The organism is Deinococcus aerius, from assembly GCF_002897375.1.
GTDB classification, from domain to species: domain Bacteria; phylum Deinococcota; class Deinococci; order Deinococcales; family Deinococcaceae; genus Deinococcus; species Deinococcus aerius.
This window is the reverse complement of the sequence record NZ_BFAG01000015.1, coordinates 96,302-109,078: the sequence shown is the minus strand read 5'-3', so window position 1 is coordinate 109,078 and position 12,777 is coordinate 96,302. Positions and strand designations below refer to the sequence as shown.

The 12,777-nt window shown below is 69.2% G+C and carries 12 protein-coding genes; 6 read left to right on the top strand and 6 right to left on the bottom strand.

The window, feature by feature from the left end:
- The 3 genes from DAERI_RS22485 to DAERI_RS18400 all read left to right on the top strand — a co-directional run bounded on the left by DAERI_RS22485 (position 1) and on the right by DAERI_RS18400 (position 2,893).
- The gene (locus DAERI_RS22485) at positions 1–663 is read left to right on the top strand and encodes a hypothetical protein (RefSeq protein WP_235610456.1); all 663 of its coding nucleotides are present in this window, start codon (positions 1–3) and stop codon (positions 661–663) included.
- Between the two features lie 464 nt (positions 664–1,127).
- Positions 1,128–2,468: a glutamate-1-semialdehyde 2,1-aminomutase gene (gene hemL, locus DAERI_RS18405; protein WP_103130902.1), complete on the top strand. Its 1,341-nt coding sequence runs from the start codon at positions 1,128–1,130 to the stop codon at positions 2,466–2,468.
- Positions 2,465–2,893: a CoA-binding protein gene (locus tag DAERI_RS18400; RefSeq protein WP_103130901.1), complete on the top strand. Its 429-nt coding sequence runs from the start codon at positions 2,465–2,467 to the stop codon at positions 2,891–2,893. Before hemL ends, DAERI_RS18400 begins: the two co-directional genes overlap by 4 nt.
- Before the next feature lie 430 nt (positions 2,894–3,323).
- On the opposite strand, the gene DAERI_RS18395 is transcribed toward DAERI_RS18400, so the two are convergent.
- The gene (locus tag DAERI_RS18395; RefSeq protein WP_103130900.1) at positions 3,324–4,520 is read right to left on the bottom strand and encodes a molybdopterin molybdotransferase MoeA; all 1,197 of its coding nucleotides are present in this window, start codon (positions 4,518–4,520) and stop codon (positions 3,324–3,326) included.
- A 125-nt stretch (positions 4,521–4,645) separates the two neighbouring features.
- Between DAERI_RS18395 and DAERI_RS18390 the strand changes: the two genes are divergently transcribed.
- Positions 4,646–5,125 (top strand): FKBP-type peptidyl-prolyl cis-trans isomerase, encoded by a 480-nt coding sequence (locus DAERI_RS18390; RefSeq protein WP_103130899.1) that lies wholly within the window; start codon positions 4,646–4,648, stop codon positions 5,123–5,125.
- Positions 5,126–5,296: 171 nt separating this feature from the next.
- Here DAERI_RS18390 and DAERI_RS18385 read toward each other — a convergent pair whose 3' ends face one another.
- The 3 genes from DAERI_RS18385 to DAERI_RS18375 all read right to left on the bottom strand — a co-directional run bounded on the left by DAERI_RS18385 (position 5,297) and on the right by DAERI_RS18375 (position 9,222).
- A complete protein-coding gene (locus tag DAERI_RS18385) occupies positions 5,297–6,088 on the bottom strand; it encodes an FAD binding domain-containing protein (protein WP_103130898.1) in 792 nt (263 codons plus the stop codon).
- A gap of 120 nt (positions 6,089–6,208) precedes the next feature.
- Positions 6,209–8,599 carry a xanthine dehydrogenase family protein molybdopterin-binding subunit gene (locus DAERI_RS18380; RefSeq protein WP_103130897.1) on the bottom strand — a complete coding sequence of 797 codons (2,391 nt, stop codon included), beginning with the start codon at positions 8,597–8,599 and terminating at the stop codon, positions 6,209–6,211.
- A 122-nt stretch (positions 8,600–8,721) separates the two neighbouring features.
- A complete protein-coding gene (locus DAERI_RS18375) occupies positions 8,722–9,222 on the bottom strand; it encodes a (2Fe-2S)-binding protein (RefSeq protein ID WP_103130896.1) in 501 nt (166 codons plus the stop codon).
- Between the two features lie 351 nt (positions 9,223–9,573).
- On the opposite strand from DAERI_RS18375, the gene DAERI_RS18370 reads away from it, so the two are divergent.
- Positions 9,574–10,713 (top strand): NAD(P)/FAD-dependent oxidoreductase, encoded by a 1,140-nt coding sequence (locus tag DAERI_RS18370; protein ID WP_103130895.1) that lies wholly within the window; start codon positions 9,574–9,576, stop codon positions 10,711–10,713.
- A 176-nt stretch (positions 10,714–10,889) separates the two neighbouring features.
- Here DAERI_RS18370 and DAERI_RS18365 read toward each other — a convergent pair whose 3' ends face one another.
- A complete protein-coding gene (locus DAERI_RS18365) occupies positions 10,890–11,744 on the bottom strand; it encodes a DNA-formamidopyrimidine glycosylase (protein WP_103130894.1) in 855 nt (284 codons plus the stop codon).
- A 70-nt stretch (positions 11,745–11,814) separates the two neighbouring features.
- Between DAERI_RS18365 and DAERI_RS18360 the strand changes: the two genes are divergently transcribed.
- Positions 11,815–12,450, top strand: coding sequence for a pyroglutamyl-peptidase I (locus DAERI_RS18360; RefSeq protein ID WP_103130893.1), 636 nt, complete (start codon positions 11,815–11,817; stop codon positions 12,448–12,450).
- Positions 12,451–12,471: 21 nt separating this feature from the next.
- Here DAERI_RS18360 and DAERI_RS18355 read toward each other — a convergent pair whose 3' ends face one another.
- A complete protein-coding gene (locus DAERI_RS18355) occupies positions 12,472–12,771 on the bottom strand; it encodes a hypothetical protein (protein WP_103130892.1) in 300 nt (99 codons plus the stop codon).
- Between the last annotated feature and the right edge of the window lie 6 nt (positions 12,772–12,777).

Sequence of the window (12,777 nt, the reverse complement as noted above, 5' to 3'; positions counted from 1 at the left end):
ATGGGATGCGGTTGTCTGGGCTGCGGGGGCGGCACCCTGCTCGTACTCGCGCTGCTGGGGGCGCTCGCGTGGTTTTTCGTCATTCAGCCCGCCCGGGCCTTTCTGGATTCCTGGCGTGGTCCGGCCCAGACCCAGACTCAGACGGGCAACGGAGCGAACATTCCCTCGCCCAACCTGCCGGGGAATGGGGGCACCACCTCTCCCGCGCCGACCGGAACCGTCGACCGCCCCGTGACCCCGGCGGACGTGCAGCGTTTCGTGCGGGTGCGCCGCGAGGTGCGGAACGCCTTCGGCGGCAGCCTGACGGGCCTGGAGCGGGTCTGGGCCGACATTCAAAACGGGCAGTCCCCGAATCTGCTGACGGTCCTGAATGTCCTGCGCGAGGCGGGGGGCAGCATCGGCCGCGCCCGCCAGGCCCAGACAGTGGCCCTCGCCGGGCAGGGCCTGAGCCCCGAACGGTACGCCGTCATCCGCAGCACCGTGAACCGCGCCCTGGGGGTCCCCAACATCGACTTCACCCGCGCCGCGGAGGCCTTGCAGCAGGGCCGCCTCCCCGACCTGAACACGGCGGTGCAGACCGCCACCCCCGAGGAACGCGCCCTGGTCGAGCCCTTCCGCGCCGAGCTGACCCAGACGGCGGCGCTGGGGTTGCTGGGCCTGTAGGAAGCCAGCAGCTTTTAACCGGGGCAGGGGCGCGTTCGCCTGCCCCAGTTTTTTGAGGGGTAGACGGTGGGGCCTGCCATCCCCCTGCAAACAGCTCTACGAGTCCCAACCTCCCCCGCAAAGGAGGAGCAACAAAAAGAGCCAAAGCCCTTGCTTCCTAAAACCGTCGATAAACCGTCGATTGTGGATGGCCACTTCCACCCCTCGTCCAACCCTCGCACCGCCTTCACCCCGCCTTGCTCGCGCGGCGAGACGCTGGGCCAGCGCCTGAAGTCACAGCAAGATCAAACATTGCGTGCAGAGAACGTGGCCTACTGGCGCAATGGACTGGCCCCTTGCCAAACGCAGCAGCAGACCCCCCTTATGCAAAGGACTGGGGGGTGGGCCCGGCCTCCCACTTCACCCTCCCTGAAGTGTCGTTTCCCTTCCCGCTGCCCTCATCAGGTTGCCGTAAGGTGGGCGGCATGACGACGGAGACCCTTCCTTCCAGCGCGCAATCGGCGGCGCTGTTCGCCCGAGCCCGCGCGGTGACCCCGGGCGGCGTGAACAGCCCGGTGCGGGCCTTCAAGAGCGTGGGCGGCTCGCCGCGCTTCATCCGCGAGGCGCATGGCGCGTACCTGACCGACGTGGACGGGAACCGGCTGGTGGACTACATCGGCTCGTGGGGACCCATGATCCTGGGCCACGATCACCCGGCGGTGCGGCAGGCGATCTCGGAGGCGCTGGCGGGCGGCACGAGCTTCGGGGCCCCCGGCGAGCGCGAGGTGCGGCTGGCCGAGGCGGTGACCCGCATCACCGGGGCCGAGCGCGTGCGCTTCGTGAACAGCGGCACCGAGGCGACCATGAGCGCCCTGCGGCTGGCCCGGGGCTTTACCGGACGCAAGTTCATCGTCAAATTCCGGGGCAACTACCACGGCCACGCCGACGGCCTCCTCGTCGAGGCGGGCAGCGGCCTGCTCACGAACGCGGAGGGCACCCTCGGCACCTCGGCCCCCAGCAGCGCGGGAGTGCCCGGGGAATATGCCCAACTGACGCTGGTGAGCGAGTACAACGACCCGGCGGCGCTCGACGCCCTGATGGCCGAGCGGGGGCACGAGGTCGCGGCGGTGATCTTCGAGCCCGTGGTGGGCAACGCGGGCGTCCTGATCCCCACCCCCGAGTTCCTGGCCGCCCTGCACCGGGTCCGCGAGCGGGGCGCCCTCCTCATCGCCGACGAGGTGATGACGGGCTTCCGCCTCTCGCTGCGGGGCGCAACCGGGCTGCTGGGCCTCACGCCCGACCTGATCTGCTGGGGCAAGATCATCGGCGGGGGCCTGCCGGTGGGCGCCTACGGCGGGCGGGCCGACGTGATGGACTTCGTCTCCCCCCAGGGGCCGGTGTACCAGGCGGGCACCCTCAGCGGCAACCCGCTGGCGATGGCGGCGGGGCTCGCCACCCTGGAGGTGCTGGAGGGGACTCCGGAGGTCTACACGCGATTGGAAAGCTACACCTCCGAACTCGCGGCAGGGTTGAAGGCGGCGGCGCGGGAGGCGGGCGTGCCCCTCAGCGTCAACCATATCGGCTCGATGCTCACGGCCTTCCACCAGGAGGCGCCGGACGGCTCCATCCGCACCTACGCGGACGCGGCACGCAGCGACACCGCCGCCTTTGCCGCCTGGTTCCAATCCATGCTGGGGCAGGGCATCTACTGGGCGCCCAGCCAGTTCGAGAGCATCTTCGTGAGCGCGGCCCACACCGACACGGAACTGAACGCCACCCTGGGGGCGGCACGCACCGCCTACCGCTCGCTGGGAGGAACACGATGACCCTGTTGCAGAGTTCCGCCGACGTTCTCCAGGTCCTGACCGAGAACCGCGTGATCGCCGTGGTGGGGTTTCACCACGACCCGATGAAGCCCGCCCACTACGTCCCCGAGTACCTGTACCGCCAGGGCTACACGATCATCCCCGTCAACCCGGCCCTCGCGGCGCGCGGCGAGAGCTTTTTCGGCCACAAGGCCGTCTCCACCCTGGCCGAGATCACCACCCCCGTGGACATCGTGGAAATCTTCCGCCGCAGCGACCGGGTCCGCGACCACCTCGCCGACATCCTGTCCATGTCGCCCCTGCCCCGGGTGGTCTGGATGCAGCAGGGCATCCGCGACGAGGCCACGGCCCGGGCCCTCAGCGAGCGCGGCATCGACGTGATCCAGGACCGCTGCATGCTGGCGGATCACCGCGCGCTGATGTGACTAGAGAGAGGTAGCCGGGGAAGGGCGTGTTTACCCCTCCCCGCTTTTCTGCGGACAACCTATTTCTGCCCTGTCCCTGAAAGGTCCACAACAGGAATGTTTGGGCCGCAAGACCGAGTGCTGGGGCAAGCCACGAGTCCCAACCTCCCCGCCAAGGGGGAGGAGTGACAGAGCCAAGGCTCCTGCTTTCTAAAACCGTCAACTGTGGACGGCCCATTCCCCCAAAGGGCTCACTCTCGCACGGCCTTCACCACGTCGGCTCGCGCAGCGAGACGGTGGGCCCGCGGCTCAGCAAGCAACAAGATCAAACATTCCGGGTAGAGGAGGACGGCCACAGGCGAGATGGGCCGGGCCCCTTGCCCAGCGCAGCGCCGCTCCCCCTGCCCCCTCTGGGGGTAGGGGGCTGGGGGGTGGGGGCAACGTCAGCGGCTCAGAGCAACATCACCTCCACCTCCTCCCCAACCTGCACCGCCCCACCCTCCGGCACGACCACCAGCGCATTCGCCTCGCTCAGCGACCGCAACACCCCACTCCCCTGCTTCCCGTAGTCCCAGACCTCCCCACCCCGCAGCACCCCCCGCCAGAAGGCCGTCTTGTCCGGCAGCCCCCGAAACGGCGTGCCCGCCCGCAACCGCAGCGTCCCCACCGGTTGCCCCGTCAGCGCCGGGCGGACGATGACGTGAAAGACGACTAGGCTGCTGACCGGATTCCCCGGCAGGCCGAATACGGGAAGACCATTCCACCCCCCCAGCAGCGCCGGACCCCCGGGACGCATCCTCACCTTCCAGAACGCCACACGCCCCCGCAGGGTCAGCAGGTCCCGCATGAAGTCGTACCGCCCCATGCTGACGCCCCCACTGGTGAGCAGCACGTCCGCGCCCCCCGCCTGCGCAATAGCCTCCCCAAGCGCCTCCGGGCTGTCGGGCGCGTGGCCCAGGGCCAGCACGTCGCAGCCGCACTCCTCCAGCATCGCCTGCAGGCCGTAGCGGTTGCTGTCGTACACCTGGCCGGGGCGCAGGGGCTGGCCGGGCTCGATCACCTCGTCCCCGGTCGAGAGGAGCGCGACCCGCAGTCGGCGGCGAACGGGAATCTCGGCGTATCCGAGCGCGGCGGCGAGGGCGACCCGGGGCGGTGTGAGCAGGGTGCCCGCCGTCAGGATGGTCGCTCCGGCCCGGAAATCCCCTCCCTCGGGCCGCACGTCGGTGGGGCTGGCGGGACGGGCCAGGAGTACGGCCTCGGAGCCCTCGTCCGTCAGTTGCTCGACGGGGCAAATGGCGTCCACACCCGGCGGAAGAGGTGCCCCCGTGTAGATGCGGACGCACTCGCCGGGGCCGACCGTGCCGGGAAAGGGCACCCCCGCCCGGCTCTCCCCCACCACCCGCAGACGGACGGGTGAGGCCGGTGAGGCGCCCAACGTATCCCCCTCACGGGCGGCGATGCCGTCCAGGGCGCTCTCCGTCGCGCTGGGGTGGCTGACCCTGGCCCGGAGATCGGCGCCGAGCGTTCGTCCACGGGCTGCGGAGAGGGGGACGGTCTCGACGCCGGGAGTGGGCAGCAGCGCGGCCAACATCTCGCGCGCCTCCTGGACGCCGACGTGCATGGGAAAGGGGTGGGTTGGGGCACTCATGCGGGCAGCATAGGCGGGTTTCTTCCCCTTAAGGCGGGTGCGGCGCCGCGTTCATGCCCACGTGAGAGGGTAGACTCCTGGGGCAAGCCCGAACGTCTCAGGCTCCCTCAGCGAACGGAGAACCCATGAACATCACCCAGGACAAGGTTGTTGAACTCGATTACGTGCTGAAGGTAGACGGCGAGGTTGTGGACCAGAGCGAGCCGGGCGAGCCGCTGACCTACCTGCACGGCCACAGCAACATCATCCCCGGGCTCGAAAAGGCCCTGGAGGGCAAGAAGGCCGGGGACAGCCTGCACGTCACCGTTCAGCCGGAAGACGGCTACGGCGAGCGCGACGAGGACAACGTCGAGACCCTCGACCGCTCCGACTTCGACGACGAGGTGGAGGTCGGCGCGACGTACTACGCCCAGGCGGAAGACGGCAGCGTTCTCCCCTTCACCGTGATGGCGGTGGACGGCGACCAGGTGGAGGTGGACTTCAACCCGCCGCTCGCCGGGATGGTCCTGAACTTCGACGTGACGGTAAAAAACGTCCGCGACGCCACCCCCGAGGAGCTGGAACACGGCCACGCGCACACGGCGGGGATGCACGACCACGAGTAAACGCGAGCAGAGGAAGGTGGGCCACCCCAACCCGGACGGCCCACCTTCGCTGCTTTGTATCTCTGTCTTCGCCGGAACAAAAATGTCACCCTGAGCGGAGCGAAGGGTTTCGTGCGCCGAGGCGGGGATGTTTCGCTCCGCTCAACATGACACCCCCTTCTGGTCCCTGCCCTAGACTCGCGCCGCCGCCCGCGCCGCCAGCACGTCTACCAGGTGGGCGCGGTACTCGGGGCTGGCGAAGCGGTCACCGAGGAGGCCCGAGGACTCCACCAACCCGGTGCCCACCGGTTGACCACCGTTCAGGCGCTCTTCGAGGAGGTGCAGGCGCCCCGCCTTCTCGCCCGCACCCGTGTACGCCGCCCGAATCTGGCCGTCCATGTGCCGCACGACCGCCACGCCCACAATCGCGTAGTGGCTCGCCGGATGCTTGAACTTCTCGTAGGCGCTCGCCTGCACGCTCGCCGGAATGCGGATGTGGGTGAGGAGTTCGCCCGGACGCACGGCGCTCTCGAACATCCCGAGGAACATCTCGTCGGCGGGGACGGTGCGCTCGCCCTCCGGCCCGCGGATGACGAACTCGACCCCCAGGGCCAGGGCCGCCGCCGGGTAGTCCGCACTCGGGTCCGCGTGCGCGAGCGAGCCGCCGATGGTGCCCCGGTTGCGAACCATCGGGTCCCCGACCTCGTGCGCGACCTCGGGGAAGAGGGGGAGTTCCGAGCGCAGCACCTGCGCGTGGGTGGTCATCGCCCCCACCACGAACACGTCCCCCTCGCGGCGGATGCCCCTGAGTTCCTCCAGACCGAAGATGTCGAGGAGCGCGGGCGGCTGGGCGAGGCGAAGCCGCATAGCCGGGAGGAGCGAGTGCCCCCCCGCGATCACCTTCAAGTCGGGGTTGGCCGCCATCGCCGCGAGCGCCTCGTCGACGCTGTGGGCTTTCTGGTAGTCGAAATTGGCTGGGTACATGCATCCCTCCGGGATGGGTTAGTGGGAAGTAGGCAGTGATCCGTGGGAGCTTGGGCGAAAGCCTCTGCCCCGGCTCCGCTTTTTCCACTCCCCACTCACCACGAGCCACTCACAGTCTTTTCAGTCGTCCGCCGCCTGCCCCATCCCCGCGCCCCTGGCCGTCTGAATCGCCCGCCAGACCTTCTCGGGGGTATAGGGCATGTCGAGGTGCGCAATGCCGTACTCGTGCCACAGGGCGTCCATCACCGCGTTCGCCACGGCGGCGGTGCTGGCGATGGTTCCCGCCTCACCGATGCCCTTGACGCCCAGCGGGTTGTGCGGGCTCGGCGTCACCGTGTGGTCGATGTGGAAGGCGGGGAGGTCGTCGGCGCGGGGCACGGCGTACTCCATGAAGGTCCCGGCGAGCAGGTTGCCCTCGTCGTCGTAGGCCGCGTCCTCCCACAGCGCCTGGCCCGCACCCTGCGCGATGCCGCCGTGAACCTGCCCCTCGGCGATCAGCGGGTTGATGAGGGGCCCGCAGTCGTCCACGCAGCCGTAGTTCTTCAGGCTGACCTTGCCGGTATCCGTGTCGATCTCGACCACCGCCACATGTGTCCCGAAGGGGTATACGAAGTTCTTGGGATCGTAGAAGGCGGTCGCCTCCAGCCCCGGCTCCATCCCCTCCGGCAGGTTGTGCGCGAGGTGGGCCATCAAGGCCACGTCGAAGAAGGTCTTGCTCTGGGTGGGCGCACCCTTCACCCGGAACACGCCGTCCGCGTGCTCGACGTCCTCCTCGGAGGCTTCGAGGAGGTGCGCGGCGATCTTGCGCGCCTTGGCCGTGATCTTGCCGAGGGCCATCTTGAGGGCGCTGCCGCCCACCGCGGCGGAGCGGGAACCGTAGGTGCCCCAGCCGTAGGGCATCCGGCCCGTGTCGCCGTGGATGAGTTCGATGTCCTCGATGGGAATCTGGAGTTCATCGGCGGCGATCTGCGGGAAGGCCGTCTCGTGGCCCTGTCCGTGGCTGTGCGAGCCGGTGTACAGCTCGACCTTGCCGGTGGGGTGGACGCGGACGAGGCTGCTCTCCCACTGCCCCGCCTGCGCCCCGAGCTGGCCGACGAGGGCCGAGGGAGCCAGGCCGCACGCCTCCAGGTACGAGATCACGCCCACGCCGAGAATCTTGTTCGAGCCCTTGCGGCGCTCCTGCTCGGCCCGCAGCTCCGGGTACTTCATCATGTCCAGCGCCATGTCGAGCGCGGGCTCGTAGTCGCCGCTGTCGTACACCAGCGCCACGGGCGTCTGGTACGGGAACTCGTCGGGCTGGATGAAGTTCATGCGGCGGAACTCGGCGGGGTCCATCCCGAGTTCGTGGGCCATCACGTCCACGGTGCGCTCGATGAGGTAGGTGGCCTCCGGTCGGCCCGCGCCGCGGTAGGCGTCCACCGGGACCGTGTTCGTCATCACGCCCGTGACCTTCACGTGGATGGCCGGGAACTTGTACACCCCGTTCATCAGCGTGCCGTACAGGTAGGTCGGCACGGCGGGCGCGAAGAGGGTCAGGTACGCGCCCAGGTTGGCGACCGTGTTCACCCGCAGACCCAGCATCCTGCCGTTCTCGTCCACGGCGAGTTCGGCCTCCGACTCGTGGTCGCGGCCCTGCATATCCGAGACGAAGGACTCGGAGCGCCGCGCGGCCCACTTCACCGGCTTCCCGAGCATCCGGGAGGCGAGCATCACGATGACTTCTTCCTGGTACTGGAAGATCTTGGAGCCGAAGCCGCCGCCCACGTCCGGGCTGATGACCCGCAGCTTGTGCTCGGGAATACCCATCACGAAGGCCGCCAGGATCAGCCGGTGGATGTGCGGGTTCTGGGAGGTCGTGTACAGCAGGTACTCACTGCTGGCGGGCGTGAACTGCGCGAGCGAGGCGCGCGGCTCGATGGCATTGGGGACGAGGCGGTGATTCCGCAACTTGACCTTCACCGTCTTGTGCGCCCGGTTGAACGACTCGTTGAGCGCCGCCTCGTCGCCGATCTCCCAGCGGAAGGCGACGTTGCCGGGAACGTCGTCGTGGACCTGGGGGGCACCCTCCTCCAGCGCCGCGCTGCCGAGGGAGACGGCGGGCAGGGCCTCATAGTCCACCGCGAGCATCGCCGCCGCGTCCTCCGCCTGCGGGCGTGTCTCGGCGATCACGACCGCCACGATGTCGCCCACATGGTTGGCCTCACCCTGCGCGATGGCGTGGTGGGCGGGAATTTTCAGGTCGGGCAGCAGCCAGCCGGGCGGAATGCTCCCGATCCCGGCGGCCTTCACATCGTCCCCGGTGAGTACCGCGACCACGCCGGGCATCCCGTCCACGCTGCTCTTGTCGATGCCCGTGATGCGCGCGTGCGAGTAGGGGCTGCGGACCATCGCGGCGTGCAGCATCCCCGGCAGCACGAAATCGTCGGTATAGCGCCCGGTCCCGGTGATGAAGCGCGGGTCCTCCTTGCGCTTCAGGGCCTGGCCCATGTACTTCTCTGTTCGCTCGGTCATTGGGTTCCCTCCGGGAAGGTCAGTGGTGAGTGGGAAGTCGGAAGTGGGAGCTTTGGCAAAAGTATTTGCCTCCAGACCGCTTTTTCCACTGACCACTTCCCACGAACCACTCACAGCCTTTCTCAGTCGTCCGCCGCCTGCTCCGCCCCCACCCGCCGCGACGCCCTCATCGCCTGGGCCGCATGCTGCACGGCGAGGACGATGTTGTGGTAGCCGGTGCAGCGGCAGTAATTGCCCTCTAAGTGGTGGCGGATCGTCTCCTCGCTGGGGTCGGGGTCGTGCCTCAGCAGTTCGGCGGCGCTCATGATCATGCCGGGGGTGCAGAAGCCGCACTGGAGGCCGTGCTTCTCCCAGAAGCCCGCCTGGAGGGGGTGCAGCTCGGCGGCGGTGCCGATCCCCTCGATGGTCGTGACCTCCATCCCGTCGGCCTGAACGGCGAGGAGGGTGCAGCTTTTCACCGCGTCACCGTTCAGGTGAACGGTGCAGGCCCCGCACTGGCTGGTGTCGCAGCCCACGTGGGTGCCGGTCAGGCCCAGGTCCTCGCGCAGGAAGTGCACGAGCAGGGTGCGCGGCTCCACGTCGCGGGTGTGGGGGCGGCCGTTGACCGTCACGGTGACGTTCATAGCGGGGCTCCGGGACGTGTGCGGGGACGGCGAAGACTCTCCTGCATGGTCCACCTCCGGGGTGCGTGCGGCGAGGCGTAGGGCCGAAACGGGTCCCGCCCACCCGTGCAGGCCGGACCTCCTATGGATTGTGTGTACCTCTCCTATTCAAGCACGAATCGGGCCCCCCGGAATGCGGGCTGGGCTAAGCTCCGGGGAGGCCGGGCGCGGGGCACTGGGGGTGTGGAGGGTGACAGACCGCTTTGGTGTAAGCTGTACACTGTTGTCACGACTGGGGGAGGACCCCCGGCGGGTCTTGGGGCGACCTCTGCCCCGGGTCCTACTCGTGAATTCGTTCACAGGAGTGCTTGCATGAAGACCCTCATCCTCGGCGCTGGCTACGCGGGACTCGCGGCGGCCACCAAAATGAAGCCCACCCCCGGTCTGGAGGCCCTGCTCGTCGAGCAGAACGCCTATCACACCTTCGAAACCCGCCTGCACGAGGCCGCCGCGCACAACACCCCGGTGACCCTGCCCCTGGCGCCGCTGCTGCGCGGCACGGGCGTTCACCTGGAGCAGGCGCAGGTCGAGAACGTTGATGTGGACGCGAAGGAAGTCACCCTCAAGGACGGCCGGGTCCTCACCTACGACACGCTGGTCGTGGGCCTGGGCTCCGTCACCAACTTCTACCGCATTCCCGGTCTGGCCGAGAACGCCGCCGAACTCAAGCAGCTCAGCGACGCCGACGAGATCTTCAACTTCGTCAACCGCGCCTACAGCAGCGACTATGCGGGCAACCGCGACATCGTGGTGGGCGGCGCGGGCCTGACGGGTGTGGAACTCGTGACCGAACTCGCGCAGCGGGCGGAAGTGTTGAGCCGCGAGCGCGGGCTGCCCCCCTTCCAGATCTACCTCGTGGAGGCGGGACCCAAGATCCTGCCCGTCCTCGACGACGCGCTGCGGCAGAAGGCCGAGAACACGCTGCGCGAGTACGGCATCCACATCCTCGTCGGCCACCGCCTGATGAGCGCGACCGCCGACAGCGTGACCGTGCAGACGCAAGGCGGCGAGCAGAAGGTCATCCCGGCGGGCAAGATCATCTGGACGGGCGGCATCCAGGCGCGCGACATCGTGAGGGGCGAGCGGCTGGAGAAGGGCCCCGGCGGGCGCATCGCCGTGGACGAGTTCCTGCGCGCCAAGAACTACCCCGACGTGTTCGTGATCGGCGACATGGGCCTGGCGCTGAACCAGGACGGCAAGCCGGTGCCCACCACCGCCCAGCACGCCGGACAGCAGGGCCGCCTGACGGGCAAGAACCTGATCCGGCTGGCGAAGGGCGAGGAGCTTCAGCCCTACGAGCCCACCACCCTGGGCGAGTTCGTCAGCCTGGGCGGCCTGATGGCGGTCGGCTGGATGAAGCTCCCGTGGAACCAAAAGCTCGCCATCACCGGCGGCCTCGCCCACGTGATGAAGCGTGCCTCCGAGTGGCGCTGGCGGGTCAGCATCGACTGAGCGGTAGAGCAAAACGGGGTCCCGGGAGAACATCCTGGGACCCTCTCTTTTGCCGGAGGAGCACTTGAACAGGGAGAAGTTGTCACCCTGAGCGCGAGCGACGCGCCTCCGCCGCTGCGGCCAGGATGCTTCACCGCGCTCGGCATGGCAACCTTCCCAGGCTCATCGCCGTGGCGTCACCTCTGAACATCCCCGCTCGTCTCCCCTTCCCGCAACGGCTGGCACTCGGGGCAGAAATGCGTTCCCCGCTGTCCCAACACGATCTTTTTGATGGGCGTGCCGCAGCGGGGGCAGGGCTTCCCGGTCTGGCCGTAGACCGCGTGGCGACCCTGAAACGCCCCAGCCTCGCCGTCGTGCTGGCGGTAATTTCCCATTCCGTCGCCGAGGGAACTGCCGCCCGCCTCGACCGCCTCGTGCATCACCTCGCGGATCGCGTGGTAGAGACGGCCCGCCTCCTCGCGGGCCAGGCGCGTCTGCGCGGGGTGAATGCGCGCCCGCCACAGGCTCTCGTCGGCATAGATGTTGCCCACGCCGCTGACCGGCTTTTGCGAGAGCAGCCAGGGTTTGACGGCCCCGGCCTGGGCGGCGAGGCGGGCGAATTCCTCCTCCCGGAACTCATCGGAGAGGGGTTCTGGACCCATGCCGAGCAGGGTGGGCATTCCCCCGTACTCCCCGGCGGGCACGACCGCCATCTTGCCGAAGCGCCGGGGGTCGTTGAAGTAGAGCTGGCCCGCGTCGGTCGTCAGGGTCACGCGGGTGTGCGGCCCCTCCTCCAGCCGGAAGCCGCCCGTCATCCCCAGGTGGACGATGAGTTCGAGGTCGTGGGGGTCCCCCTCGGCCGCCTCTGCCGCCGCGAGGTGCAGCATCAGGTACTTGCCCCGGCGCGAGAGGCCGCTGACCCGGCGCCCGTGGGCGAGGTGCGTGTCGCGGTAGCGGGGGGAGCCGTCGTGCGTCAGGCTCAGGATGGTGCGCCCCGCGAGCAGCGGCTCGATCTTGCGGCGCGTGGTCTCGACCTCGGGCAGTTCCGGCACGTGAGGAGGATACCCGCGCCCGGTGGGCCAAACTGCGGGAGAGGCAGCTTTGCGGCGTATCCTCCACCCCATGCCCACGCTCCTCCTGACCGGCTTCGAGCCCTTTCACACCCATCCCACCAACCCGAGCGCGCAGGCGGCGGGGGCGTTGGATGGGCTGGAGGTCGGTGGGTTGCGTGTCCGGTCGGCCCTGCTGCCCGTCGAGCCGCACGCGGCGGCGGATACCTTGCGCGGCCTGCTGGACCGTCATCTGCCGGATACCGTCCTTCTCACCGGCCTCGCGGCGGGGCGCCCCCACGTGACGCTCGAACGGGTGGCGGTCAACGTGATGGATTTCGTGATTCCCGACAACGCCGGGCAGACGTACCGGGACCACCCCGCACACCCGGACCCCTCGGCGCCCGCCGCTTACCTCAGTACCCTGCCCCTGCGCGCCATCGTGGACACCTGGCGGGAGGCGGAGATTCCCGGCGGCATCAGCAACACGGCGGGGCTGTACGTCTGCAACTTCGTGCTGTACCACGCCCTCGACTTTCTGACCCGGGCAGGCCGGGCCCACGTCCCCTGCGGCTTCCTGCATGTGCCCGCCAACGCCGCCGTCGCCCTCGCCGTGCCGGAGGACCGCGCCCCCATCCCCTACCTGCCGCAGGATGAGATCACCCGGGCGGTGCGGGTGGCGGCGGAAGTTGTGGGACGTGGGTTGTAGGGAGGGGACGCAGCCTCCCCCCTACGGAAACGGGGCCTTCCCCCGCACCCAGCCACCCCCCGGCCCACCCGCCCAGTGCCACTCGCCGCCCTCCTGAGGCTTTTGGCGCAACGCCGCACTGACCGCCATCAGTGACACCCGGCGGGCAAAGCGCGTGCGGGCATGCCACTGCGAAAGGGCGCGGGCCGGATCGGCGGGGCGCAGGCCACGCAACGCCGCGTCGGCCCGGTTCACGGCGAGGTCGAAGAGGGCGTCTGGAACGGCGCCTGCCGGGGGCTCACCCCCGGGGCCCGGGTCGTTCAGGAAGGGGCGGTCGGGCACGGGAGG